Origin of the sequence: Microbacterium sp. (assembly GCF_051860965.1) — a bacterium.
Lineage (GTDB): Bacteria > Actinomycetota > Actinomycetes > Actinomycetales > Microbacteriaceae > Microbacterium.
Genome location: NZ_JBIMKU010000011.1, coordinates 10263 through 34390, shown reverse-complemented (window position 1 = coordinate 34390; position 24128 = coordinate 10263). Strand labels below are relative to the sequence as shown.

The 24128-nt window shown below is 69.1% G+C and carries 30 protein-coding genes and 1 tRNA gene; 9 read left to right on the top strand and 22 right to left on the bottom strand.

The annotated features are described in order from the left end of the window. Nucleotide 1 precedes the first annotated feature (1 nt). The 7 genes from ACTIFV_RS17870 to ACTIFV_RS17840 all read right to left on the bottom strand — a co-directional run bounded on the left by ACTIFV_RS17870 (nucleotide 2) and on the right by ACTIFV_RS17840 (nucleotide 5205). On the bottom strand, nucleotides 2–871 hold the full coding sequence (locus tag ACTIFV_RS17870; protein WP_439594157.1) for a prepilin peptidase: 870 nt from the start codon (nucleotides 869–871) through the stop codon (nucleotides 2–4). Then, nucleotides 868–2388, bottom strand: coding sequence for a hypothetical protein (locus ACTIFV_RS17865; RefSeq protein WP_439594156.1), 1521 nt, complete (start codon nucleotides 2386–2388; stop codon nucleotides 868–870). Before ACTIFV_RS17865 ends, ACTIFV_RS17870 begins: the two co-directional genes overlap by 4 nt. Beyond that, complete coding sequence (locus ACTIFV_RS17860) at nucleotides 2385–2930, bottom strand: hypothetical protein (RefSeq protein ID WP_439594155.1); 546 nt, start codon at nucleotides 2928–2930, stop codon at nucleotides 2385–2387. Before ACTIFV_RS17860 ends, ACTIFV_RS17865 begins: the two co-directional genes overlap by 4 nt. Beyond that, nucleotides 2927–3340: a prepilin-type N-terminal cleavage/methylation domain-containing protein gene (locus tag ACTIFV_RS17855; RefSeq protein WP_439594154.1), complete on the bottom strand. Its 414-nt coding sequence runs from the start codon at nucleotides 3338–3340 to the stop codon at nucleotides 2927–2929. The genes ACTIFV_RS17860 and ACTIFV_RS17855 overlap by 4 nt, the downstream gene beginning before the upstream one ends. A 78-nt stretch (nucleotides 3341–3418) precedes the next feature. Next, nucleotides 3419–3820 (bottom strand): type II secretion system protein, encoded by a 402-nt coding sequence (locus ACTIFV_RS17850; RefSeq protein WP_439594153.1) that lies wholly within the window; start codon nucleotides 3818–3820, stop codon nucleotides 3419–3421. Between the two features lie 287 nt (nucleotides 3821–4107). Then, nucleotides 4108–4404: a DUF1905 domain-containing protein gene (locus ACTIFV_RS17845; RefSeq protein WP_439594152.1), complete on the bottom strand. Its 297-nt coding sequence runs from the start codon at nucleotides 4402–4404 to the stop codon at nucleotides 4108–4110. Between the two features lie 3 nt (nucleotides 4405–4407). Continuing rightward, nucleotides 4408–5205, bottom strand: a complete 798-nt coding sequence (locus ACTIFV_RS17840) for a glycosyltransferase family A protein (protein WP_439594151.1) — start codon at nucleotides 5203–5205, stop codon at nucleotides 4408–4410. 182 nt (nucleotides 5206–5387) lie between these two features. Between ACTIFV_RS17840 and ACTIFV_RS17835 the strand changes: the two genes are divergently transcribed. Continuing rightward, on the top strand, nucleotides 5388–7271 hold the full coding sequence (locus tag ACTIFV_RS17835; RefSeq protein WP_439594150.1) for an adenylyl cyclase: 1884 nt from the start codon (nucleotides 5388–5390) through the stop codon (nucleotides 7269–7271). 58 nt (nucleotides 7272–7329) lie between these two features. Here the strand turns inward: ACTIFV_RS17835 and ACTIFV_RS17830 are convergent, their stop codons facing one another. Genes ACTIFV_RS17830 through ACTIFV_RS17820 form a run of 3 tightly spaced genes read right to left on the bottom strand, consistent with a single transcriptional unit; the run spans nucleotide 7330 to nucleotide 9268 of the window. Beyond that, complete coding sequence (locus ACTIFV_RS17830) at nucleotides 7330–8322, bottom strand: aldo/keto reductase (RefSeq protein WP_439594149.1); 993 nt, start codon at nucleotides 8320–8322, stop codon at nucleotides 7330–7332. Next, on the bottom strand, nucleotides 8319–8702 hold the full coding sequence (locus ACTIFV_RS17825; RefSeq protein WP_439594148.1) for a DUF2809 domain-containing protein: 384 nt from the start codon (nucleotides 8700–8702) through the stop codon (nucleotides 8319–8321). Before ACTIFV_RS17825 ends, ACTIFV_RS17830 begins: the two co-directional genes overlap by 4 nt. After that, nucleotides 8699–9268, bottom strand: a complete 570-nt coding sequence (locus tag ACTIFV_RS17820; protein ID WP_439594147.1) for a mismatch-specific DNA-glycosylase — start codon at nucleotides 9266–9268, stop codon at nucleotides 8699–8701. The genes ACTIFV_RS17825 and ACTIFV_RS17820 overlap by 4 nt, the downstream gene beginning before the upstream one ends. A 49-nt stretch (nucleotides 9269–9317) precedes the next feature. Here ACTIFV_RS17820 and ACTIFV_RS17815 point away from each other — a divergent pair, with 49 nt between their 5' ends. Then, the gene (locus tag ACTIFV_RS17815) at nucleotides 9318–9656 is read left to right on the top strand and encodes a TfoX/Sxy family protein (protein WP_439594146.1); all 339 of its coding nucleotides are present in this window, start codon (nucleotides 9318–9320) and stop codon (nucleotides 9654–9656) included. Between the two features lie 43 nt (nucleotides 9657–9699). Here ACTIFV_RS17815 and ACTIFV_RS17810 read toward each other — a convergent pair whose 3' ends face one another. After that, nucleotides 9700–9957 (bottom strand): hypothetical protein, encoded by a 258-nt coding sequence (locus ACTIFV_RS17810; protein ID WP_439594145.1) that lies wholly within the window; start codon nucleotides 9955–9957, stop codon nucleotides 9700–9702. A 9-nt stretch (nucleotides 9958–9966) separates the two neighbouring features. Further along, nucleotides 9967–10404 (bottom strand): Hsp20/alpha crystallin family protein, encoded by a 438-nt coding sequence (locus ACTIFV_RS17805; RefSeq protein ID WP_439594144.1) that lies wholly within the window; start codon nucleotides 10402–10404, stop codon nucleotides 9967–9969. A 122-nt stretch (nucleotides 10405–10526) separates the two neighbouring features. Between ACTIFV_RS17805 and ACTIFV_RS17800 the strand changes: the two genes are divergently transcribed. The 3 genes from ACTIFV_RS17800 to ACTIFV_RS17790 all read left to right on the top strand — a co-directional run bounded on the left by ACTIFV_RS17800 (nucleotide 10527) and on the right by ACTIFV_RS17790 (nucleotide 12950). Further along, the gene (locus ACTIFV_RS17800; RefSeq protein ID WP_439594143.1) at nucleotides 10527–10835 is read left to right on the top strand and encodes a MerR family transcriptional regulator; all 309 of its coding nucleotides are present in this window, start codon (nucleotides 10527–10529) and stop codon (nucleotides 10833–10835) included. A gap of 104 nt (nucleotides 10836–10939) precedes the next feature. Beyond that, complete coding sequence (locus ACTIFV_RS17795; RefSeq protein ID WP_439594142.1) at nucleotides 10940–11308, top strand: ArsR/SmtB family transcription factor; 369 nt, start codon at nucleotides 10940–10942, stop codon at nucleotides 11306–11308. Nucleotides 11309–11318: 10 nt separating this feature from the next. Then, nucleotides 11319–12950: a SulP family inorganic anion transporter gene (locus ACTIFV_RS17790; protein WP_439594141.1), complete on the top strand. Its 1632-nt coding sequence runs from the start codon at nucleotides 11319–11321 to the stop codon at nucleotides 12948–12950. 219 nt (nucleotides 12951–13169) lie between these two features. Here ACTIFV_RS17790 and ACTIFV_RS17785 read toward each other — a convergent pair. Next, a tRNA-Pro gene (locus ACTIFV_RS17785) sits at nucleotides 13170–13243 on the bottom strand. Between the two features lie 101 nt (nucleotides 13244–13344). Between ACTIFV_RS17785 and ACTIFV_RS17780 the strand changes: the two genes are divergently transcribed. Beyond that, nucleotides 13345–13926: a GNAT family N-acetyltransferase gene (locus tag ACTIFV_RS17780; protein WP_439594140.1), complete on the top strand. Its 582-nt coding sequence runs from the start codon at nucleotides 13345–13347 to the stop codon at nucleotides 13924–13926. Nucleotides 13927–13937: 11 nt separating this feature from the next. On the opposite strand, the gene ACTIFV_RS17775 is transcribed toward ACTIFV_RS17780, so the two are convergent. Beyond that, a complete protein-coding gene (locus ACTIFV_RS17775; protein ID WP_439594139.1) occupies nucleotides 13938–15128 on the bottom strand; it encodes a low temperature requirement protein A in 1191 nt (396 codons plus the stop codon). A gap of 37 nt (nucleotides 15129–15165) precedes the next feature. On the opposite strand from ACTIFV_RS17775, the gene ACTIFV_RS17770 reads away from it, so the two are divergent. After that, nucleotides 15166–15840, top strand: a complete 675-nt coding sequence (locus tag ACTIFV_RS17770; protein ID WP_439594138.1) for a lysoplasmalogenase family protein — start codon at nucleotides 15166–15168, stop codon at nucleotides 15838–15840. Then, a complete protein-coding gene (locus tag ACTIFV_RS17765; RefSeq protein ID WP_439594137.1) occupies nucleotides 15837–16211 on the top strand; it encodes an RNA-binding S4 domain-containing protein in 375 nt (124 codons plus the stop codon). Before ACTIFV_RS17770 ends, ACTIFV_RS17765 begins: the two co-directional genes overlap by 4 nt. Nucleotides 16212–16234: 23 nt before the next feature. Here ACTIFV_RS17765 and ACTIFV_RS17760 read toward each other — a convergent pair whose 3' ends face one another. Beyond that, nucleotides 16235–17131, bottom strand: coding sequence for an NUDIX domain-containing protein (locus tag ACTIFV_RS17760; protein ID WP_439594136.1), 897 nt, complete (start codon nucleotides 17129–17131; stop codon nucleotides 16235–16237). Between the two features lie 83 nt (nucleotides 17132–17214). Here ACTIFV_RS17760 and ACTIFV_RS17755 point away from each other — a divergent pair, with 83 nt between their 5' ends. Then, the gene (locus tag ACTIFV_RS17755) at nucleotides 17215–17628 is read left to right on the top strand and encodes a GNAT family N-acetyltransferase (RefSeq protein ID WP_439594135.1); all 414 of its coding nucleotides are present in this window, start codon (nucleotides 17215–17217) and stop codon (nucleotides 17626–17628) included. Here ACTIFV_RS17755 and der read toward each other — a convergent pair. Genes der through ACTIFV_RS17720 form a run of 7 tightly spaced genes read right to left on the bottom strand, consistent with a single transcriptional unit; the run spans nucleotide 17625 to nucleotide 24079 of the window. Continuing rightward, the gene (der, locus tag ACTIFV_RS17750) at nucleotides 17625–19157 is read right to left on the bottom strand and encodes a ribosome biogenesis GTPase Der (protein WP_439594134.1); all 1533 of its coding nucleotides are present in this window, start codon (nucleotides 19155–19157) and stop codon (nucleotides 17625–17627) included. The genes ACTIFV_RS17755 and der overlap by 4 nt on opposite strands. Further along, nucleotides 19150–19842, bottom strand: a complete 693-nt coding sequence (gene cmk / locus ACTIFV_RS17745; protein ID WP_439594133.1) for a (d)CMP kinase — start codon at nucleotides 19840–19842, stop codon at nucleotides 19150–19152. Before cmk ends, der begins: the two co-directional genes overlap by 8 nt. Then, the gene (locus tag ACTIFV_RS17740; RefSeq protein ID WP_439594132.1) at nucleotides 19835–20965 is read right to left on the bottom strand and encodes a prephenate dehydrogenase; all 1131 of its coding nucleotides are present in this window, start codon (nucleotides 20963–20965) and stop codon (nucleotides 19835–19837) included. The genes cmk and ACTIFV_RS17740 overlap by 8 nt, the downstream gene beginning before the upstream one ends. Further along, the gene (locus ACTIFV_RS17735) at nucleotides 20962–21747 is read right to left on the bottom strand and encodes a pseudouridine synthase (protein WP_439594131.1); all 786 of its coding nucleotides are present in this window, start codon (nucleotides 21745–21747) and stop codon (nucleotides 20962–20964) included. Before ACTIFV_RS17735 ends, ACTIFV_RS17740 begins: the two co-directional genes overlap by 4 nt. Next, nucleotides 21744–22349 (bottom strand): SMC-Scp complex subunit ScpB, encoded by a 606-nt coding sequence (scpB, locus tag ACTIFV_RS17730; RefSeq protein WP_439594130.1) that lies wholly within the window; start codon nucleotides 22347–22349, stop codon nucleotides 21744–21746. Before scpB ends, ACTIFV_RS17735 begins: the two co-directional genes overlap by 4 nt. Continuing rightward, complete coding sequence (locus tag ACTIFV_RS17725; RefSeq protein WP_439594129.1) at nucleotides 22339–23187, bottom strand: segregation and condensation protein A; 849 nt, start codon at nucleotides 23185–23187, stop codon at nucleotides 22339–22341. The genes scpB and ACTIFV_RS17725 overlap by 11 nt, the downstream gene beginning before the upstream one ends. Beyond that, on the bottom strand, nucleotides 23174–24079 hold the full coding sequence (locus tag ACTIFV_RS17720; RefSeq protein WP_439594128.1) for a ParA family protein: 906 nt from the start codon (nucleotides 24077–24079) through the stop codon (nucleotides 23174–23176). Before ACTIFV_RS17720 ends, ACTIFV_RS17725 begins: the two co-directional genes overlap by 14 nt. Nucleotides 24080–24128: the final 49 nt, after the last annotated feature.

Sequence of the window (24128 nt, the reverse complement as noted above, 5' to 3'; positions counted from 1 at the left end):
GTCATTGCCCGACATGGGCAACCCCCACATACCAGCGTCCGAGCGCTTCGCCGGCCACGATGCCGACCCACGCGCCGACGATCATCCACGGTCCGAACGGAATCGCCGTGCGTCGTCCGGCGCGCCGGAGCACCAGCAGCGCGATGCCGAAGAGCCCACCGAGCAGGAAGGCTGCGAAGGCGCCGACGATGAGGGCGCCCCAGCCGAACCACCCGAGATAGGCGCCCAGCACACCCGCGAGCTTGACGTCACCGCCGCCCATCCCGCCCGGGCGAACCAGGCGCAGCACGAGGTAGAAGCCGTACAGGGCGGCCATGCCGATGCCTGCGCGGGCGAGCGCCCACCAGTCGGCACCCAGCAGGCACGCGGCCGTGAAGAGCACGGCGGCGACAAGGTAGCTCGGCAGCACGATGCTGTTGGGCAGACGATGCGTGTCCAGGTCGATCAATGTCAGCGCGATGCTTATCGCGGCGAGGTAGAGATATGCGATCAGCACCACCAGTACGGCGGCGAAGACGGTGTCGGACCGCGCGTCGGCCAGCCAGAGATCCGTCGAAGCCGGAGAAGCCAGCATCCACCACGTCAACGCGGCGAAGGCGAGACCGGTGCCGAGTTCGACGAGCGGGTAGCGGACCGAGATCGGAGCCGCGCACGACGCGCAACGCCCCCGAAGGACGAGCCATGAGACGACCGGCACGTTCTGCCACGCACGCACCGGTGCGTCGCAGTGCGGGCAGCGGCTTTCGCGCATGAGCGACAGTCCGGCCGGAACCCGGTACACGACCACATTGAGGAACGAGCCGATGACGAGGCCTAGGATGCCGGCGAAGACGGTGGCGACCACCAGGGCCGCGGGAGTGAGCGCGATCATGGCACATCACGCTGCGAGACCAGCGTCCCGAGACTGTTGGTGCCCGGAGCCGAGCCGCTTCCGGCACCGCCCGGCATCCGAGGAAGCGTCAGCGGATCACCGTTGAACGTGAACGTCCCGCCCGGTGTGAACTGACCGGAGTAGAAGTTCCCGCTCCAGGTGTCGACGTTCTGACCGGCGATGTCGATCCTGCAGGGCGTGTAGGCCATCGCCTTGACCGGCGCCTGGATCACCGTCCCGTTGATCGTGATCGTGCTTCCGCCGTTGGCGCACGTCGGAGTGCCGTTGACGTTCGTGTCCTCCGTCACGAACCAGATGCTCGGAGTCGCTCCTGCCGCCGCCTTCACGGTGAGGGTCGTCAGGTTGAAGGAGCTCGCCAGCATCACGACGTTCGTCTTGAGCGTCGCAACGGGATTGCCGCCGTTGTTCGACGTGAAGCTGTTGCAGGCGCGTGCGTCGATGACGGTCGGGGTCGTGAGGGTGGACAGGGCGGTCCACCCCGCGTTGGGCGAGCTGGAGAAATACCTGCAGGTCCCAGCGCCCGAGCCAGCGGACGCCAGTGTGACGATCGTGTAGCCCGGCCAGTCGCTCGCTGCGTACTTGTAGTCGAACCACGTCGGCACGGTCGGAAGCACAGGCGCGGGCACCGTGGCGCGGATGACGCCGCCCTTGACCTGGCTGGCCGAGGGGTTGGACGGGTTGATGCTCGCCGCCGCGGGCAGCGTCAGCGATCCGTTGATCGTCTGACCGCCGACGACGACGTTCCCGCCCGCCGTCACCGAGCCCGACACGACCTTGGAGCCGCCGCTGAAAGACAGGGCTCCACCGGTGTGCACCTTGCCGCCGACCGTTCCGCGGAATCCGCTCGACCCCGTTCCTGAGGCGATGAGATCGCCTTGGACCGTGTCGGATGCACAGCAACCGTCGACGGTTCCTCCCACCGTCACGTCACCTGCGACGTTGCAGCTTCCGCTCGTCGAGAACGAGCCGGACGCGATGATGTCGGCGGGAAGAGTGGAGTTGCAGCTGAAGGATCCGTTGGGAATCGTGATGCTGATGAGTCGGCTCACCGGCGGGTTCACGATGACGTTGCTGTTGAACGTGGTGTTGGCGAAGAACATCATGTCGGCGCCAGGGCCGGCAGCCTGGTTCGCCGCGTACGCGTACACCGCCTTCGTCGTGGTCGTCCGCCCGTTTGGGCCAACGCCCACCGAGGTGAATGTGACCTGGTTCGCGGCGCACGCGCTGGTCACGGTGTATGCCGGCGACGTCGAAGAGAGACTGAGCGCACAGAACTCGCCGGTGCGCCGTGCCGTGCTGACGGCATCGGCGACACCCGCGTCTGCAGCCGCGCGCGCCTGCGCGGTGCTGCGGCTGCCGACGAGCGACGACGTAGTCGACGTGACGATCGCGGCCAGTGCCAGCCCGGCGACCGTGAGGACGAGCATGATGATGAGCGTGACGATGAGTGTCGATCCACGCTCATCGCGCGAGATCTGCGATGTGGGCCTGCTCACCAGCATGTCGTGGGTGTCCCTCCGGTGGAGACGGCTTGAGCGGTCACACCGTTCGTGATGGCGACGACGGATGCGCCCTGGGTCACGCTGTACCCGAGATCTAGGCGGTTGCCTGAAGCCGCGAAGGGCGACCCGGCGGTCTTGGTGCCGACGACGCCGGTCGCGAGCGACTTCCAGCCGGTGTAGTTGCCCGACGGAATCGCCGTCGTCGACGTCTTGTAGGCCAGATCGCCGCCCGCGGTGAGCACCCAGGCACGGCATTCCCATCCGCTGGCGCCGGTCGCGACGCGAGCACGGAGCAGCTTGCCGTCGATCTGGAACGCGCTCGCGTTGCGGATCGAAGTGGCGATGGAGTCGCTCACGACCTGCGCCTTCCCGGTCGCAGTGGTCCGGTCTCGCGTCGCAGACTCGGTTCTCAGACCGGCCGCGAAGATGCCCGCCATCAGTCCGAGGAACAAGGCGGCCACGGCGATGTACACGATGAGCTCGACGAGGGTGACGCCGGAATCGTCGCCGGGATTGGCAGCGTTGCGGGAGGTCACGGCGACGTCACCACGATCTTCGTCGACAGCGTCGTCAGCGGGCTCGCCGCAGACCCGGTCTTGTATACCTTCGCCGTGACGGTGACTGTGCCGGGCAGCGCGGTCGGGCAAGCCGAGACGCCGATGTCGGCGAGCAATCCTGACGCGGTGTCTGTGACGCCGGTGGACGCGCGTGCGCTCACCGCCGCGCAGCTGTTCGTCCCGTCGTTGGGGAACTGGACGCGGATGGGCGCGAGCTGCGAGTTGGCGTAGGTGGTGGCAGCAACGAGCGACCGATTGACCGTGCTCGTCTTGGTCGCCCCGATCAGGAGCGGCAGGACGGCCAGTGCCAGGATCGCGAGCAGGAACATCGCGATGATCAGCTCGACGACGCTGAATCCGTCGTCCTTGCGTGTCTGCGAAAGCAGCATGCCGTGTACTCACCCCCAAAATGAGTCGAGGCGACGTCCGGGGCCGGCGATGAGTCGCCGACCCCGGACGAATGAGCGTCAGTTGCAGGCGGTGCCGGCGGCGTTCGCGCCCGGGCCGGCGAACTGCGTCGTCGCGCCAGTCTTCGCCGCCGAGACACAGACGTTGTCGGTCGTCGCTCCCGACACATAGGTGACCGTGATGCCACCGGTGCTCAGGTTGGCGATCTGTCCCGTCGCGGGGGCCGTGCCCTGAGCGATCTGAGCCGTGACCTGGGTGGCGCCCGTGGCCGCACTGGCCTTCAGCGCGTTCGTGTTCGCGGTGCCCTGGATGTTCAGGAAGATCGGAATCGCGATCGCGGCGAGGATGCCGAGGATGACGACGACGACGATCAGTTCGATGAGCGAGAAGCCCGCTTCGCGGCCTTCTTCTTCGCGGCGAGCCTTCTCGGCCGCGATGTAGTTGTTGATTGATGCACGCATGTGCGTATCTCCCCAGATATACATGAAATGGTCAGCTCTGACCGCACACACATGCGTGCCTTCGATCCCCAGTTGTACCTAGTTCTCCCCAGAGCTAGGTGCGGTTGCGAGCGCCCTTCTCGAAGCCCGCTTCCCCTCCCGAATCAAATGATGAGAGCATTCTCATTCCAAGTCAAGGAGATTGATCACGAAACGATCACGGGAGGCTCAGGGAATGCTCAGGATTTCCTATTGGCGTCCTCGCACCTGGTCCCTGAAATGATTAAAACCCTGGTAAAACAGCATTTTCACGCATCCAGCACTTCGAGCCGCGCACGCACGGGGCCGCCGTCGACGAGGGCCTCGGCATCCCGCACCGACCTCTTCAGCGGCAGCACGTAGGTGCCTTCGGCGGACGGGAAGATCGACGTCCGCCAGCGCGATCCGCCGACGGTCGCCGCCACCCGCACAGACCCGAAGCCACGGTGCGGGCGCGGGATCTCGGCGATCATCGCGCTCAGGTCCGCCGGCACCGAGGTGAAGAACCACGCCGCGTCGGTGCGGGCATCCCAACGGAACACCTCGCCCTCGAACTCGACGATCACGACTCAGCGCCCGAAGCCCGGCGCCAGGCCCTCGTCGGCGTCGGGAACCCACTCCTCGACGACCGCGGCATCCGCCGTCGCACGACGATTCCACGCAGCTCCCTCGGGCCAGCTCGCCGCGAACGTCGGCACGACGCGCCAGACGCGCCGCCACAGCCCGCGCTGCGTCACGAGCGGACGCGCCGAGACGGGCATCTTCAGCTCAGGGTCGTAGCGCACCCCATCGGTCGGGCGCAGGCGGATCGTCAGATCGAGGTCGTCGTGGATACGGGCGTTCGCGCGATCGACGCGGTCGCGTACGCGCTCCCACACGTGCGCACGCATCGCGAAGTTCGAGCCGAAGACCAGCGGGATGCCGAGGAACTTCTTGATCCAGTAATGCCCGCCGCCGATGTACCAGTGCTCGCCGAGATAGTTGACGATGGGGCCTGCGCCGTAGAACTCCGCGCCACCCGTCAGCACTCCGAGCCCCGGATCGGCGACGAAGGCGCGCACGAGCCGCGCGATCCAGTCGGGGTGCGGGCGCGAGTCGGCGTCGAGACGGGCGATGACGTCGGCGTCGGCGAGCGCCTCGTCGTAGCCACGGGATGCCGCGGGCCAGATGCCCGGCGTCGGCTCTTCGACCACCATCGCGCCGAAACGGCGTGCGACGGCGGCCGTGGCATCCGTCGACCCGTTGTCGACGACGATGATGCGATCCGCGACACGCGTCTGCACCGCCAGCGCCCGCAGGCAGTGCTCGAGGAACTCGGCATCGTCGCGGCACGGGATCACGACGGTGACGCGAAGCTGGAGGGGCACGGCGTCAGAATACTCCCGGGCTGCCGCGGGACGCGGCCAGCCCGCCGGGGCATAGCGCTTCCGGGCGAGCGTGAGAGCACCCTCATCCCTCCCCCTTGAACCGTACCTGCGAGTTGGTTACAGTCCTGTAAGTAACGGCGATCCCGCCGCCATCGTGATCCCTCGACGGAGAGGTATTCCGCATGACAACTCCCCCGCCCACCCGCCGCTTGCGGCGATGGCTCGCCGCCGTCACCGGCGCGGCCCTCGTCGCCGGCGCACTGATGGCGGCACCGGCCGCCACCGCCGTCCAACCGGCCGCGCTCCCCGCCGATCCCGGCTTCGGCGCGAACGTGACGATCTTCTCGCCCGAGACACCCGTCACCGAGATCAAGGCGAAGATGGACGCCCTCGCCGCCGCGCAGCGCGACGCCGAGATGGGCACCGCTCGGCAGTCGGTCTTCTTCCTGCCCGGCACCTACGGCTCGGCCGCCCAGCCCCTCCAGTTCGAGGTCGGCTACTACACCGAGGTCGCCGGCCTCGGGGCATCCCCGTCCGACGTCGTGATCCACGGCGCGGTCGAGGTCTACAACCGCTGCCTCACGCCCGACAACTGCCTGGCCCTCGTCAACTTCTGGCGCACGATCTCGAACCTCACGGTCGAGGTCGACAAGGCGGGACAGGATGGATGCCGGCAGAGCGCCAACTTCTGGGCCGTCTCGCAGGCGGTCTCGATGCGCCGCGTCGAGGTCCGCGGCGGCAACCTCTCGCTCATGGACTACTGCACCGCGGGCCCGCAGTTCGCGAGCGGCGGGTTCATCGCCGACTCGAAGCTGCCGACCGTCGTGAACGGCTCGCAGCAGCAGTGGCTGACCCGCAACAGCGACATCGGGTCGTGGAGCAACGGCGTGTGGAACCAGGTGTTCTCCGGTGTCGTCGGCGCTCCGTCCGAGGCGAACTTCCCGACGGAGACGTACACCACCGTCGCGCAGACGCCCGCGAGCCGCGAGAAGCCGTACCTCCACGTCGACGGAGCCGGCAAGTACCAGGTGCGCGTGCCGAACTTCGCCCAGAACACGAGCGGGATCTCGTGGGGCGCCGGTGAGACGGCGGGCCGCAGCATCCCGATCAAGGACTTCTTCATCGCCAAGCCCGGCGACTCGGCCCTGCGGATCAACGCGGCGCTCGCGCTCGGCAAGCACCTGATCTTCACGCCCGGGGTCTACGACATCTCGTCGACGATCCTCGTGTGGCGGCCGAACACCGTCGTGCTCGGCCTCGGTCACGCGACTCTGACGGCCAAGAACGGCGCGACGCCGCTCGCCATCGTCGACGTTCCCGGAGTCGTCGTCGCGGGCGTGACGATCGACGCCGGCGAGAAGCTCTCGCCCGTACTGCTCAAGGTAGGCCTCACCAAGAGCCTCAACCTGTCGAGCAAGGTGTCGAAGTCGAACCCGATCACGCTCAGCGACGTGTACTTCCGCGTCGGCGGTCCGCACATCGGCAAGACGACCACGGCGCTCGAGGTCAACGCCGACAACGTGCTCATCGACCACACGTGGGTGTGGCGCGGCGACCACGGCGTCGAAGGCTTCACGAACGGCGTGAACGGCGACACCGACCGGTGGAAGATCAACACCGGCACGAACGGCGCCATCATCAACGGCGACAACGTCACGGCGACGGGTCTGTTCGTCGAGCACTTCCAGAAGTACAACCTGCTGTGGAAGGGCGAGAACGGCCGCGTCATCCTGTACCAGAACGAGCTGCCATACGACCCGCCCACGCAGGCGGACTGGACGCAGCCCGACGGCACGCTCGGGTACCCCGGCTACGTCGTCGACGAGAAGGTGCAGAACCACCGCCTCGACGGCGCCGGGGTCTACGTGTTCAACCAGAACAACCCGTCGATCGTCACGGCGAACGGGCTCTCTGTGCCGAACAAGCCCGGAGTGCAGCTGCACCACATCATGACGGTCAACCTCTCGGCCGGCACGGTCCAGCACGTCGTCAACGGCATCGGCGGTCAAGCCGACAGCACGAACACGGGCACGCCCCAGTTCGTCGTCGACTACCCCGCGCCCTGACCCAGGAGGTGGAGAACGGATGCCTCGGCCCGCTGCGGGGGCCGAGGCATCCCTCTTGTCACCACAGGGGGTGGATGGCCTCGCGCAGGTCGCGGTCGTACACCTCGCGCACGACACGGCCGAACGCAACGACGTCGAACCCGTGGTCGAGCAGCGCCGCGGCATCCGCGTTCGACTCCGCCTGCCGCACGTTGCGCGCACCCGGGATCACGCTCGTCACTCCCGGCTGCGCCGCGATCCACGCGAGGGTCGCGGCGGGCAGGCTGACGCCGGTGGGAAGGGATGCCGCGAGCTCCGCGGCCGCGGCGACGCCGACCTCGAAGTCGACGCCAGAGAAGGTCTCGCCGCGATCGAACGCCTCGCCGTGGCGGTTGAACGTGCGGTGGTCGTTCGCCGCGAAGGTCGTCTGGGCGGTGTACCTGCCCGAGAGCAGGCCCGACGCGAGCGGCACGCGCGCGAAGATCGCGACGCCCGCAGCCTCGGCAGCGGGCAGCACCTCGTCGAGGGGCTTGAGGCGGAACGGATTGAAGATGATCTGCACGTTCGTGACGTGCGGTCGCGCGATCGCCGCGAGCGCCTGGTCGCAGGTCTCGACCGAGACACCGTACGCCGCGATGGCCCCCTCGGCGACGAGCACGTCGAGGGCATCGTAGGTCGCGGCGTCCTCGATCACCGCCGTCGGCGGGCAGTGCAGCTGCACGAGATCGAGCGTCTCGACCCCGAGGTTTCGACGCGAGCGCTCCGTCCACGCGCGGAAGTTCTCCGGCGTGTAGTTCTCGGGCTCCTGGGGCAGGCGCCGGCCCATCTTGGTCGCCACGGTGATGCCGTGTCCGGGATGCGCGCGCAGGAACGCCCCGATGAGTGACTCGCTGCGGCCGTCGCCGTAGACGTCGGCGGTGTCGAAGAGCGTGACGCCGTGGGCGACGGATGCTTCGAGCACCGCCGTCGCGTCCGTCTCGCTCACCTCGCCCCAGTCGGCGCCGAGCTGCCATGTGCCGAGGCCGATGGCCGATACCTGTCGTCCGGTGCGCCCGAGGGGTCGTTGATTCATTCCTCCAGCTTGCCAGGCCTCGCGACCGCGGTGTCGATGACCGCGGCCACGACGACCGCGGCGACGTAGATGACGAGGTCTCGCGCATCGAAGACGGTGCCGAGCAGCAGCATCGCGGGCGGGAACGACCCGCCGAGCGCGAGCGGAATGCCCGTCAACTGGAAGAGTTCGACAGCGATGCACCATGCCCCGGCGATGGATGCCGCGAGCCACGGCTTGAGTCGCGGAGCGAGCAGCACGGTGCCCGCGTACGCGGCCGCGGCGTACAGCGCATCCCCCGCGATGTCGGTGGCGGCGATGTCGGGCAGCAGCGCGTGCACCGCGAGGCCGATGACGACGACGGATGCGAGTGCGATCGCCGCGACGGCACGGCGCTTCACGCGATGACTCCTGCGGCTCGGGCGGGCTCGGCATACGCGGCGGCGAGGGTCGCGACCGTGTCGTGCGCGTTGAGCCCGCTCGGATTGGGCAGCACCCAGAGCTCAGCGCCTCCGAGCGACTCGGGCTGACGGCCGACCCGCGCCTTCGGCCGATCGAATCCCTCGCGGTACGCGGTCACCCCGACGATCGCGACGGCCTTCGGCCGCAGGCGCTCGATCTCGCCCGCGAGTCGCCGCGCGCCCTCGCGCAGCTCGTCGCGTGTGAGATCGTCGGCACGGGCCGTCGCGCGCAGGACGATGCTCGTGATGCCGATGCCGGCGTCGAAGAACATGCGGCGGTCGGGCTCCGGCATCCCGCCGCCGTCGATCACCGGCAGTCGCGGAACGATCCCCGCTTCGACGAGCGCCGGGTAGAAGCGATTGCCCGGTCGCGCGAACGGCACGCCCGTCGCGGCGGTCCACAGGCCCGGATTGATGCCGACGAAGACGAGTCGTGGATGCCGCGGCATGAACTCCGGGATCGTTCGATCCCGGTAGCCTTCGAGCTCGGCGCGCGTGAAGCCCATCGGTACAGTCTGCCTGGACCGTGTCCGAACCGCCTGTCAAGATCGGTCCATGCCGATGAACGAGGCCCAGAGCGCGATGGCCGACCGCGTCCGGGCGCTGCTGGCCGATGAGCCCAGCCTGAGCGAGAAGTCGATGTTCGGCTCGCGCGCCTTCATGGTGGACGATCGGATCGTCGTGGCGGTCTTCCGCGCAGCCGATCTGCTGGTGCGCGTCGACGAGGCTCACGAGTCCGAGTACATGCTCGAGCCGGGCGCCGGCCGGGCGTTCATGGGCCCGAATCGACGCGACATGGGCCCGGGCTGGCTGCTCATCGAGCGCGCCGCGATCGCGGACGACGAGCGGCTGCTGTTCTGGGTGGATGCCGCGCGCGCTCGCGGACGCGCCTGAACGGTGCGACGGGCCGGCCACTCGGCCGGCCCGTCGCACTTGATCAGATCTCTCGAGGCGGCGACCGCACCCGCGCCCGGCCGCGACTGCGGCCGATCAGCTCCGCGCACGGGGCAGCGAGGATCCGGAGGGCGGTTCTCCTCGGTGGCGGGAGGTGAGTGCGCGGAGCGAAAGCGACCGCGGTCGATGCGAGGATGCCCGACGCCGCCATGATCGCGGCGAACTCCGACGCCACCCAGTCATCGAGCTCGATGAGGATGTCGATCGGTCGCACATCGATCGAGGTCTCGACGGGCATCATCCTCACCGCCTACGCGCTGATCGATGTGCTCTCGTGCTGAGTGATGGCATCGCCGCGCGACACGTCGATCTTGCGGGGCTTCGCACGCTCGGCGATGGGGATCCGCAGTCGCAGGACGCCCGCCGTGTAGTCGGCGTCGACGTGCTCGGTGTCGAGCGAGTCGCCCAGGACGAGCTGGCGGCTGAAGACACCCCAGGCACGCTCGGATGCGACGGAGTTCGCCGCATCGGGCATGCGGCTGAGCCGCTCCGCCCGGATCGTGAGGACGTTCCGTTCGACGTCGATGTCGAGCTTGCCGGGATCGATGCCCGGAAGGTCGAGTTCGACGACGAACTCGTCGCCGTCTCGCCACGCGTCGAGCGGCATGCTGGCAGGTCGGGCGACAGTACCGAAGACCTGCCGTGTGAGCCGGTCGAGGTCGCGGAACGGGTCGTGTTGCATGAGCATTCTTGATCTCCTCCATTTCACAGTAAGGTGGGCACATCGACGATCTATGTCGAATGCAATAGATTTAATACATCAATCGCCAGAAGAATGCAAGTCCCCGGATGAGGATATGGAGTGTGCGGATGAACGCCGCCCGACCTGAGGATGACTCGCGCAGCCACCGCGGGCTCTACAGCATCGCCGTGGCCGCCGAGCTCGTCGGCGTCGGCGTCCAGACGCTCCGCCTCTACGAGGCGAAGGGCATCATCGAACCCGAGCGCACGAGCGGCGGGACCCGCAGATACAGCCAGGCCGACGTCGACACGTCGCTCCGCGTCGGCGTGCTCCTCGCGGAGGGGATCAATCTCGCGGGCGCGCGCCGGATCATCGCACTCGAAGACTCGAACGAGGCCCTCAGCTCGCGCATCGCCGCACTCACCGTCGGGGCGTGACGGGAGCCGAGAACCCGTACCAAGCGGCGCCACGGGCACCGCCGAACGATATGATGATTTCATCAAGTCATATTCCATGACTCCGCTGCATCGAGAGGAACCCCGTGCCTTTCGGCGACGACGAGCGGCCGCTGTACGAGATCAAGGCCAACCTGTTCAAGGGACTCGCGCACCCCTACCGGATCAGGGTGCTCGAGATCCTCAGTGGGATCGAGGAAGCCCCGGTCGCGCAGCTGCTCGCCGAGACGGGACTGGAGCCGTCCCACCTCTCCCAGCATCTGTCGGTGCTCCGCCGCTACGGACTGGTCGTGTCCGAGCGTCGCGCGAACGAGGTCTTCTACCGATTGGCCTATCCGCAGGTCGCCGAGCTTCTGCGCGTGGCACGGGCGCTTCTCGGCGAGCTGCTCGACGACGCCCAGATCCGCCGCACTCGAGCCCGTGCGCTGCCCGACATCGTGACCGGCCCGAGATGAGCGCGGCGCCGTGCGCGGCTCGCTGAGATCTCTGCTCCCTCGCCGGGAGGACTACCGCGGCCTGCATCGCAGCTGGCGAGGAGACCTGCTCGCGGGCATCACGGTCGGAATCGTCGCACTTCCGCTGGCCCTGGCCTTCGGGGTGAGTTCGGGAGTGGGCGCTGAGGCGGGTCTGATCACGGCGATCGTCGCCGGCCTGGTCGCCGCGGTCTTCGGCGGATCGAACGTGCAGGTGTCGGGCCCGACGGGCGCCATGGTCGTCGTGCTCGCCCCGATCGTCGTGACGCACGGAGCGGGATCCGTGGTCGTCGTCAGCCTCCTCGCCGGCGTCATCGTGCTCACGGCCGGCGTGCTGCGCTGGGGCCGGACGGTCAGCTACATCCCCTGGCCGGTGATCGAGGGCTTCACCGTAGGGATCGGCGTGATCATCTTCCTGCAGCAGGTGCCCGCCGCCGTGGGCGAGAGCGGATCGGGGCACGGCGGCAACGCCGTGATCGCCGCTGTCCAGTCCGTCCTCGCCGCCGAATGGCCGCAGGCGCTGCTGCCGCTCGGAGCAGTCGCGACGGTCGCGATCATCATGCTGACCCTGAGCCGGCTGAGCGGTCGGATTCCGGCATCCTTCATCGCGATCGTCGTCGTGACGGCCGTCACGGCGCTTCTCGGGCTCCCGCTGCCGGCCATCGGCGAACTGCCTCAGTCGCTGCCCCTCCCCTCGTTCCCGACGATCGATCTGGAGGGTCTGTCGAGTCTCATCGGCCCCGCGTTCGCCGTCGCCGCTCTCGCGGCGATCGAATCGCTGCTCTCCGCCCGCGTCGCTGCGTCGATCTCCGACACCGGGCCGGTCAACGCGGATCGCGAACTCGTGGGACAAGGACTCGCCTCGATCGCGGCCGGACTGTTCGGAGGGATGCCGGCGACCGGAGCGATCGCACGGACGGCCGTGAACGTGCGCGCCGGCGCGCGAACGCGACTTTCGGCCATCGTCCACTCGATCGCGCTCCTGGCCGTCGTCTACCTCGCGACCAGCGTCGTCGCGGTCATCCCTCTCGCCGCGCTCGCGGGCGTTCTCATGGTCACGGCGGCGCACATGGCATCACCGGCGACGATCACGATGGTGATGAGGTCCACACGCGCGGACGCAGCCGTCTTCGTCATCACGGCGGTCATCACCGTGAGCTTCGATCTGATCGTCGCCGTGGGCATCGGGATCGCCGTGGCCGCGTTCTTCGCACTCCGCGCCCTCAGCAGGGCCAGCGGTGTGCACCGAGAGGAGCTGCCCGGCCCGCCCGCCGCCGGCGACGAGCGCATCGCGCTCTTCCGCATCGACGGGTCGCTGTTCTTCGGCGCGTCGGATCGGATCCTCGAACGCATCAGCGACCACGACGGCATCGACGTCGTGATCCTCCGGCTGTCGCAGCTGCAGCTCATCGACGCGACCGGCGCCCGCACGCTGACAGAGCTGTCGACGGCGCTCGAGCGTCGCGGGGTGACGGTGCTGATCAAGGGCATCCGTCCGGAGCATGCCGCCGTCCTCGAACGGCTCGGGGTGATCGCGTCGCTGCGCGACCGACGCCATCTCTTCACCGAACTCGAGCCCGCCATCGCCCACGCGCGATCGCACGTCGATCGCGTCGGCGACTGACCTGTGTGTTCCGCTCGCACGCTGTCGCGGGCGATCGGCCGCGCGAGCTGCGCCACCCCGGACAAGGGAGACGCCTGCGGCCGGTCCAAGGACTTCAGCCGCCGCGGCGTCGCGCTCAGTGCGCGACGAGCAGAAACGCGAAGGGCCCCTGCGATCCGCAGGGGCCCTTCGTGTCTTCCGACTTCTTCGAGCTGGTTTGCCATCAGCCCTTCTGTTCTGTCGGGATGACAGGATTTGAACCTGCGACCCCTTGACCCCCAGTCAAGTGCGCTACCAAGCTGCGCCACATCCCGTCACCCGGACTCGCGTCCGGACAACTCCCCTATCCTACCCGTTCACCGGAGCCGCCGCGAACCGCGGCGGGATGTCGGCGACCGTGACTAGCCTCGACGCCATGCCCGAGATCGTCATCCAGCCCGCGACCGCCGACCGCTTCGACGACGCCGAGCACGCTCTCACCGGGGGCGGCGACGGGCACGGCTGCCAGTGCCAGTGGTGGACGCTCACGAACGCCCGATTCCAGTCGACGTCCGTCGCAGAGCGCGAGCAGCTGCTGAGAGGCGACCTCTCCGCATCCGTCGCTCCCGCACTCATCGCGTACGTCGACGGCGAGGCAGCCGGGTGGGTGCGCGTCTCGCCGCGCCCCATCCAGCAGCGGATCGCGCGCACGAAGATGATCAAGGACGCCACGGCCGAGCCGCTCGACGATCCGACCGTGTGGGCGATCTCCTGCTTCGTCGTGCGCAAGGAGCATCGCGGGCAGGGCCTCAACGCGAAGCTGCTGGATGCCGCGGTCGAGCATGCGCGAGCGAACGGCGCGAGGGTGATCGAGGGCTACCCCGTCGACGCGGCCGTCGGCAAGCACCCGGCCAACGATCTGTACCACGGCGTGCTCTCCACCTTCGCGGACGCCGGATTCGAAGAGGTCGCGCGCCCGAAGCCCGATCGGCCGATCGTCTCGCTGACGGTCAGCTGAGCCCGACCACGTCAGACGACGGGCCCCAGCGATGCACGCCGACCACGGCGCACGGCATCCGTCTCGATCACGATCACGACTCCTGCGAGCAGCACGGCCGTCGCCGCGTACTCCCCCTCGGGCAGCAGGCCGGCCAGTGCGATCAGCACGGCGCCGACCACGACGAGCGCCGACGCCCAGGGAGCGATGCGCGTGCGGAGCAGGATGAGCCACGAGCTCGCGACGACGATGGCGACCGGCAGGGTCAGCGACAGGCCGGCGATGACCTCCGAGACCTGCGCGTGGCCCGTGATCTCGTCGATCTCGACTTCGACACCCGCAGAGACGGCGCCGACCGCGGCGAAGATCACGTAGTGCAGGTAGCCGAATCGGAAGCCCGCCGACATCCCCCGCAGCCTGCCGTGCTGCTCGTGCGCGAAGTACACCCACCATATGCCCGCCGCGATCACGAGCCCCGACACCCCGAGCCCGATGAGTTCGGGCACATGCTCACCCTCGCCGAGGGCGTCGAAGAGGGCGTTCGCGGATGCCAGCAGGCTCTCGCCCAGCAGGAGCAGCGTGAACAGCCCGAAGCGCTCCGCGATGTGGTGCGGATTCCACGTGGTCCGCCCCGCGGACTCGCCCCACACCGGGACGAGCAGCTCTAGCGCGACGAGCACGAAGAAGCTCCAGAACTCGGCCGTGCCGTCGAGCAGGTACAGCCGCGCGACCCAGAGCACCTGCACGGCCGCGATCCCGACTGCGAACCGCAGCGCTGCGCGGCGCGAGGAGGGATCGGATGCCGCGGCGCGCAGCCACTGCGCGACCATGGCGAGGCGCATGATGACATAGCCCCACGTGACCACGACGAAGTCGAACTCGACCATCGCCGCGTGCACGCCTGCCGCCAGCACGAGCACGCCGCCCATCTGCACGATCGTCAGCACCCGGTACAGCCAGTCGTCGGTGTCGAACGCCGATGCGAACCACGTGAAGTTCATCCACGCCCACCAGACGGCGAAGAAGACCATGAGGTAGGCGAGCACGCCCTGGCCCGTGTGATCCTCGCTGATCAGATGGTGCAGGTTCTGCGACGCCTGCGACACCGCGACGACGAACACGAGGTCGAACAGCAGCTCCAGCGGACTCGCGACACGATGGTGCTGATCGGCATCGCGAGCGGTCATCCGGCGCAGGCCGAGGCGAGAGAGGGTGTCGGGCATGCGACGATTATGTCGCCGCACGCGTTCGAGGAGGACCATGCCACGGCTTCTCATCGGGTTCATCCCCTACATGGCGGTCTCGATCGTGCATGTCTGCGCCCTGGCCGCGAGGTCGGATGTCGTCGCAGGCCCGACGAAGCTCGCTCTCATGCCGCTGCTGGCATTCGCCGTCGTCTGGGGCATACGCGGAATCCGGTGGGCGCTGGCGGCGGCCCTTCTCCTCGCCGCGATCGCCCTGTCGTGGCTGGGCGACGGGGCCGGAGCGTTCTTCGCATTCGCGCCAGAGGTGCCGACGATGCTGCTGTTCTTCGGCCTCGCGCACGTCTGCTACATCGTGCTCTTCTGGCGTGTGCTCGCCGTGCGACCGCTGCCCGTCTGGTCGCTCGTCTACGCCGTCTGGTGGGGCGTGCTCCTCGCGATCCTCTGGCCGAGCATCGGCGCGCTTCTCATCCCCGTCGCGCTCTACGGGCTCGTGCTCGGCGGCACGGCGGTCGCGGCATCCCGCTGCCATCCGCTGATCCTGTGGGGCGGCGTCTTCTTCCTCATCTCGGACACCGTGCTCGCGTTCCGGCTGTTCACGCCCGACGCCATGCCCGGCTGGACCAGTCCGCTCGTCATGCTCACGTACACGCTCGGCCAGGGACTCATCGCAGCGGGCGCCGTCGTGTCCCTGCGCGCAAGGGCGCAGACGCACGTGCAGGTGACGGCATGACGGATGCTTCAGCCCGGGTCGATGCGTGGCTCTGGGCCGTGCGCGTCTACAAGACGCGGTCGCTCGCGACGGCGGCGTGCCGCGCGGGGCATGTACGGGTGAACGGCGAACGCGCCAAGGCCGCACAGCCGGTGCGGCCGGGCGACGAGGTGCGCGTGCGCATCTCGGGCTTCGACCGGCATCTCGTGGTCAAGCAGACCACCACCAAGCGCGTCGGTGCCGCCCTGGTCGAGGCATCCGTCGACGATCGCACTCCCCCGCCGCCCCCGCGCGAGCTCACGGCCTTCGTTCCCGTGCGCGATCGCGGCGCGGGACGGCCGACCAAACGCGAGCGTCGCGACATCGACAAGCTGCGCGACCGCCCGAGCTGATCGCCCGCCGGGCAGGTTCGACGTCAGAGCTGGTCGAGCAGCCAGCGGGCGCCGCGCACCGAGCCGCCGTCTTCCGCGATCCGGGAGGACAGCCCGCGGTCGCTCGTCACGACGGTGACCTGCCGACCCAGCGAGCGGAGCCGAGCCGCCTCGGCGACGATCGCATCGTCTCCGGATGCTTCGGCCCGGACGATCTCGAGTCCAGCGGTCTCGTCGACAGCGCGTGCCGCTCCCTCGACGACGACCGACCACTCCGGGTACCACGTGTCCTCGCCGAGCCCCAGCTGAGCGGCCGCCACACCGCGCGCAGCGAGTCCCGCGACGCGTTCGAGGAGACGGGATGCCGCGCCCGCGCGGTCGCGCCACCATCCGTCGGGCACAGAGCCCACGACGTTCGCGGCGTCCACGACGACAGCGGGCCGGACGGCCAGCACCCCGCGCAGCTGCTCCCACGACGCCGCGAATCCCGGATGAAGAGGTCGCTCATCGACCTCGGTGACCGGCACCCACGCGAGCTCGCGGCTCTCGGGATCGCTGATCTTCGGTTCGAACGGCCGGATGACATCGGCGATGAGCGTTGTGTAGCTCCAGTACCCCAGATCGAGCACGCTCAGCAGACGCGGGCGGGTCGCGGCATCCGGAACGCCCGCCTCCTCCTGCGCTTCGCGGATCGCGCCGTCGACCGCCGACTCCCCCTCATGCCGTGCGCCGCCGGGGAGCGCCCACGTGTCGCCGAAGTGGCTCCACGACACACGATGCTGCAGGAGGACGCCGCGCTCGGCGTCCAGGGCGAGCAGGCCGGCGGCGCCGAACGCGCCCCAGTAGCGCTCCCCCGTCGGAGCGACCACCCAGGCGTCGCCCGGGTCCCGTGGCCCGTGGGGGCGGCGCGGTTCACCCGAGGCGGGGGGCTCGATCGTCACTCAGCCAGACTGTCACATGCAGCAGGCCGCGGACTCGCGATCGGCCCGCCGCGTCGAAGCATGACACCCGTCAGAATGTCGCCATGGACTACGAGCTGGACGACGACCCGACCCGCGTCGATCGTGAGGTCGTCTGGGAATGGCTGTCGACCGAGGCCTACTGGGGCCGGTGGCGGTCGCGTACCGACATCGAGGCGCAGCTCGACGGCGCGTGGCGTGTCGTCGGCGCCTACCGCCGCGACACGGGCGCTCTCGTCGGCTTCGCGCGCGCCGTCTCGGACGGCGTCGGCTTCGCGTACCTGGCCGACGTGTTCGTGCTCGCCGAGCACCGGGGTCACGGCCTCGGGAAGGAGCTCATGCGGGTCATGATCGACGACGGCCCCGGGCGCGACTTCCGCTGGGTGCTCTTCACGGGCGACGCGCACGGTCTCTACCGGGGGTTCGGCTTCACCGAGCCCGATGCCACCGCGATGGTGCGTCCCGCGCGGGTCGGCTAGCGCTGACGCTTCTCGCGCACCCGCATGTTGATCACGATGGGTGTGCCCTCGAACCCGTAGACCTCGCGCAGGCGCCGCTCGATGTAGCGGCGGTAGCCGGGGTCGAGGAAGCCCGTCGTGAAGAGCACGAAGGTCGGCGGACGCGTCGACGCCTGCGTCGCGAACAGGATGCGCGGCTGCTTGCCACCGCGCAGCGGGTGCGGGTGCTCGGCGATGAGCTCGGTGATGAACGCGTTGAACTTGCCGGTCGGCACGCGCTGATCCCACGAGTCCAGAGCCGTCTCGAGCGCGGGCACGAGCTTGTCGAGGTGTCGGCCGGTCTTCGCCGAGATGTTGACGCGCGGCGCCCAGGCGACGTGCGCGAGGTCCTGCTCGATCTCCCGCTCGAGGTAGCGACGACGATCCTGGTTCTCGAGATCGTCGTCGTTGAGGCGATCCCACTTGTTGAACGCCAGCACGAGCGCGCGACCGGACTCGAGCACGAGGTCGATGATGCGGATGTCCTGCACGCTGATCGTCTCGCTCACATCGAGCACGACGACGGCGACCTCGGCCTTCTCGAGAGCGGCCGAGGTGCGCAGCGACGCATAGAAGTCGGCCCCCTGCTGCAGATGGACGCGGCGACGGATGCCGGCGGTGTCGATGAGGCGCCAGAGCTTCCCGCCGAGTTCGACGATCTCGTCGACCGGGTCGCGGGTCGTGCCGGCGAGCTCGTTGACGACGACGCGCTCCTCGCCCGCGGCCTTGTTGAGCAGCGACGACTTGCCGACGTTCGGGCGGCCGAGGATCGCGACGCGGCGCGGACCGCCGATCTCGGCCTTCGCCACCGCCGAGATCTCGGGGAGCACCTTCATGACCTCGTCGAGGAGGTCCGCGACGCCGCGGCCGTGGATCGCCGAGACGGGATGCGGTTCGCCCAGACCCAGGTTCCACAGCGCCGCAGCCTCGGGCTCCTGTCGGGCGTCGTCGATCTTGTTCGCGACCAGGAACACCGGCTTGCCGCTCTTGCGCAGCAGTCGGACGACCTGCTCGTCGGTCGAGGTCGCTCCGACCATCGCGTCGACGACGAACAGCACGACATCGCACAGATCGATCGCGATCTCCGCTTGCGCCGCGACCGACTTGTCGATGCCCTTCGCATCCGGCTCCCACCCGCCGGTGTCGACGAGGGTGAACTTGCGGTCCATCCACTCGGCCTTGTAGGTCACTCGGTCGCGCGTGACTCCCGGGGTGTCCTCGACGACCGCCTCACGACGGCCGAGGATGCGGTTGACGAGTGCGGACTTGCCCACGTTCGGCCGCCCGACGATCGCCACGACGGGAAGCGCCGGGAGGAGCTGGATGCCGTCGACCCCGCCCTCGAGGCCCGCGAGGAGCGCGGCATCCTCTTCGTCGAGATCGTATTCGGCCAGCGCCGCCCGCAGCGCGGTCGCCCGCTGTTCGGCGAGGTCGTCGTCGAGCTCGGCGAGGGTCTCGACGAGGTTGTCGTCACCGGCCTCGAAGTCGTCGTCGAATCCTGAATCAGCCATTGCCGGCTCCTGCCTGTGTGCGCAGACCCGTGCGAACGACGTCGAGCACGGCCTCCACGGTCTGTTCGAAATCGAGATCCGTCGAGTCGACGACGGTCACGCCGGGCGCGGCGGTGAGGAAGTCGACGACGGAAGAGTCGGATGCGTCGCGCTTGTGCATGGCGGCGGCGACGGATGCGGCATCCTGCGTCGACACTTCAGCGCTGCGCCGCGCGGCGCGCACCTCGGGGGCCGCCGTCAAGAGGATGCGCACCGGGGCATCGGGCGCGACGACGGTCGTGATGTCGCGGCCCTCGACGATGACGCCGGGCCGCCCCGAGCCGGCCACGAGCGCGCGGAAGAGGGCGTTGACGGACTCGCGGACCGCCGGCACCCGCGCGACGCCGCTGACGGCCTCGGCGACGCGGGGTTCGCGGATCGCGGCGGTGACGTCGGCGGTGCCCACGCGCACGACGTACGCGTCGGGATCGAGCGAGATCGCGAAGTCGAAGTCGCCGGCGACGTCGAGGACGGCTGCCGAATCCGACGTGTCGATGCCGTGCTCGAGCGCGTGCCATGCGAGGGCGCGATACGCCGCGCCCGTGTCGAGGTAGCCGTAGCCGAGCGCACGCGCAGCCTGCTTCGAGACGCTCGACTTGCCGCTGCCCGCGGGGCCGTCGATCGCGACGATGACGGGATCAGTCATTGGTGGTGCTCGCAATCTTCCAGCCGCGGGCTTCGAGACCCTCGACGGCGGGGCGGACGGCACTCGGCACGACGCTGATCTCGGCGAGGCCGAACTGCGCACCGGGTGAGTGCTCGAGGCGGAGGTCTTCGACGTTCACCTCGAGTTCGCCCAGCTCTCCGAAGAGACGGCCGAGCTGACCGGGCGTGTCGTCGACCATGACGACGACGTTCTCGAATCGACGGTTCTGGCCGTGCTTTCCCGGCAGCAGCTCGACGCCCTCGTTGCCGCGGCGGATGGTGTCGGCCACGGCGCGGCGCGCGCCGGGCGCGTCCGGGGCCCGCAGCGCGTCGGCGACCGATGAGAGGTCGGCGGCGAGCGCGTCGAGCACGTCGACGACGGGCGCGGCGTTGGCGCCGAGGATCTGCACCCAGAGCTCCGGCGCCGATGCGGCGATGCGCGTCGTGTCACGCACTCCCTGCCCGGCGAGGCGGAGCGAGCCGTCGGGGGCGCCGACGAAGCGGCCGGCGAGCAGGCTCGCGACGAGCTGGGGCACGTGCGAGACGAGCGCGACCGAACGGTCGTGCTCCTCGGGGCTCATCTCGATCGGCGTCGCACCGAGGTCGAGCGCGAGTCCTTCGACGATCGCGAGGTCGGCGGCGGAGGTCTCCTCGTCGCGGCACACCACCCACGGACGCCCGATGAAGATGTCGGCGCGGGCCGAGATCGCTCCGCCCCGCTCGCGTCCGGCGAGCGGGTGCGATCCGATGTAGTGCGTGAGGTCGACACCCCGCGCGCGCAGTGCCCGCAGGGGCTCGAGCTTGACGCTCGCGACATCCGTCACGACCGCGTCGGGGAATGCCGTGAGCTCTCGTTCGATGACATCGGCCGTGACGTCCGGTGGCACCGCCACGATCACGAGTCCCGGTCGGTCGTCGTCGCGCGCGGCGCGCCCGGCTCCGTAGTCGACCGCCAGGCGCAGCTGCGCGGGCGAGGTGTCGGCGAGCGCGACATCCACGCCGAGCGCCGACAGGGCGTGCCCGATCGACGCACCCAGCAGACCGGCGCCGACGATGCGCACCGTTCCGTGGACGCGCGGAGCGAGCGCCCCTGCGCGCACGGATGCGCCGCTCGAATCGCTCACTCGGTCTCCTGGTCTTGCGGGTCCTCGCCCCCGCTCTGAGGTACCGACGCGCTACGCGACAGCGTCAGCAGCGCGCCCCGTTCAACCTTAGTCAACTCCCGGGCGCGACCCACTGGGAGGGTTCCCAGGTGCAGCGGCCCGAACTGGCGGCGGACGAGCTCGACGACGGGATGACCGACCTCCGCCATCATGCGGCGCACGATCCGATTGCGGCCCGAGTGCAGGGTGAGCTCGACGAGCGAGTCGCGCGACCCGGTGTCCAGCAGCCGAGCCCTGTCGGCCTTGATGAAGCCGTCGTCGAGGTCGAACCCCTTCGTGAGCTTCGCGATCGTCTGCGGAGTGACGCGCCCGTCCACCTTCGCGATGTAGACCTTCGTCACACCGAACGACGGGTGCGCGAGAACGTGCGCGAGTTCGCCGTCGTTCGTGAGCACGAGCAGGCCGCTCGTGTCGGCATCCAGCCGGCCGACGTTGTACAGGCGCTCGTCCCACTCCTTCGTGAAGCGCCGCAGATCCGGTCGCCCGCGGTCGTCCTTCATCGACGAGACGACACCCGTGGGCTTGTTGAGGACCACGTACCGCTTGGACTGATCGAGCTGCACGGCGGTCCCGTCGACGTCGACGAGGTCGTTCTCGGGGTCGATCCGTCGCCCCAGCTCCGTGACGACTTCGCCGTTGACACTGATCCGCCCCGCGACGATGTAGTCCTCGATGACGCGCCGCGACGCCACACCGGCGTTCGCGAGCACCTTCTGCAGGCGAACGCCCTCCGGCTCCGTCATCGCACGACCTCCGCGTCGAATCCGTCGGCGCCGTCGTCGAGCAGAGGCGAGATGTGCGGCAGCTCGTCGAGCGAGTTGATGCCCAGGTTCACCAGCAGCGCCTCGGTGGTCCCGTAGTTGATCGCGCCGGTCTCGGCATCCGTGAACACCTCCGTGATGAGTCCGCGCGAGAGGAGCGTCCGCACGACCGAGTCCACGTTGACGGCGCGGATGGATGCCACCTGCCCACGCGTGACGGGCTGCTTGTACGCGATGACGGCGAGCGTCTCGAGGGCCGCCTGCGACAGGCGAGACGGCGCCTGGGAGTTCACGAACTCGCTCACGAGATCGTCGTGGTCGTCGCGCACGTACAGGCGCCACCCGCCACCGACCTCGCGCAGCTCGAAACCGCGCCGCGGTCCGCCGGCGAGTCCGTCGTAGTCCTCGACCAGGCCCTCGACCGCCTGTCGCACGGCGGCGACGGGCGAGCCGACGGCGGTCGCGAGGCTCACGAGGCTCTGCGGCTCGTCGACCACGAAGAGGATCGCCTCGAGTCGACGGGCGACGGATGCCGCATCCTGCGCCCGCACGGGCGTCTCGCGCTCGATCGGATCATCGGTCATAGTCGGCCCCCAAGGTGGCGAGGTTCTCGTCGGACCACCGCTCGGCGGTCCAGCGGAGCGTGAGTTCACCCAGCGGCTCGAGCTGCTCGAACGAGAGCGCGGCGTGACGGTAGAGCTCGAGGATGGACAGGAATCGCGCGACGATGACGCCCTGCTGCGCGACACCGGCGATGAGCTCGCGGAAAGACAGCGTTCCCGCCGAACGCAGCAGCGTCACCACGACGGCGGCCTGCTCGCGGATGCTCACGAGCGGCGCGTGCAGGTGGTCGAGGCCGACATGCGGGATCTCCTTCGGCGACATCGCGAGGAGGGCGAGCGCGGCGAAGTCGTCGAGACTGAGGGTCCACACCAGCTCGGGCACCGCGTTGCGGTGCTTCTCATCCAGCCGCACGGAGCGCACGTGTCGACGATCCTCGAGAGCGAGCGCGCGCGCGAACCACGCCGAGACCTCTTTGAACGCCCGGTACTGCAGCAGACGAGCGAAGAGCAGATCGCGGGCCTCGAGGAGTGCGACGGACTCGGCATCCACCAGCTCCCCCTGCGGCAGGAGTCCCGCGACCTTCATGTCGAGCAGAGTGGCGGCGACGACGAGGAACTCGGATGCCTCCTCCAGCTCCTCATCTGGCCCGAGCTCGCGCAGGTAGGCGATGAACTCCGCCGTCACCCGCGACAGGGACACTTCGGTGATGTCGAGTTCGTGCTTCGACAGCAGGGTCAGCAGCAGGTCGAACGGCCCGTCGAAGACGCCGAGCGAGACACGGAAGCCGGGCTCGTCGGCCGCCTCGTCTCCGGCAGGACTCTCGGAGATCGGATCCGTGACGGGATCAGGCGACGGCACCGCGGGCGACCAGTTCCCGCGCGAGGCGCAGGTAGGCCTGGGCGGCCGCGTGCTCCGGCGCGAATTCCGTGATGGGCATGCCCGAGACCGAGGCATCCGGGAACTTCACCGTGCGACCGATGACCGTCTCGAGCACGTCGTCGCCGAACGCCTCGACGACCCGCTCGAGAACCTCGCGCGAGTGGAGCGTGCGTGCGTCGTACATGGTCGCGAGCACCCCGTCGAGCTTGATCGAGGGGTTGAGCCGATCGCGCACCTTGTCGATCGTCTCGATGAGCATCGCGACGCCGCGCAGCGCGAAGAACTCGCACTCGAGCGGGATCACGACGCCGTGGCTGGCTGTCAGGGCGTTCACGGTCAGAAGGCCCAGCGAGGGCTGGCAGTCGATGAGGATCACGTCGTAGTCGTCGGTGACCTTGCGCAGCACACGGCTCAGGATCGTCTCGCGCGCGACCTCGTTGACGAGATGCACCTCGGAGGCCGAGAGGTCGATGTTGGCCGGGATGACGTCGAGGTTCTCGGTGCCCGTGTGCACGATGGCGTCGGCCGGATCGCGCTTCGGATCGAGGAGCAGGTCGTAGATCGTCGGGGCATCGTGGGTCTGGATGCCGAGACCCGCCGACAGGGCGCCCTGCGGGTCGAAGTCCACGGCGAGCACCTTGCGGCCGTAGCTCGCGAGCGACGCGGCGAGGTTGATGGTGGTCGTCGTCTTGCCGACCCCGCCCTTCTGATTGCACAGGGCGATGATGCGCGCCGGACCGTGACTCTTCAGCGCGTGGGGCGTCGGGAATCCGTGGTACGGACGACCCGTCGGGCCGATCGGAACGTCGTCCTCCGACACCTTCGTCGCTCCCCGCGTGCTGCCCGCCACCGACTCTCCTGCCTTCGCCATGTCGTGCGTCGATTCTCGCACACCTGCTGTTCACCCCTCGGTGAGGCGT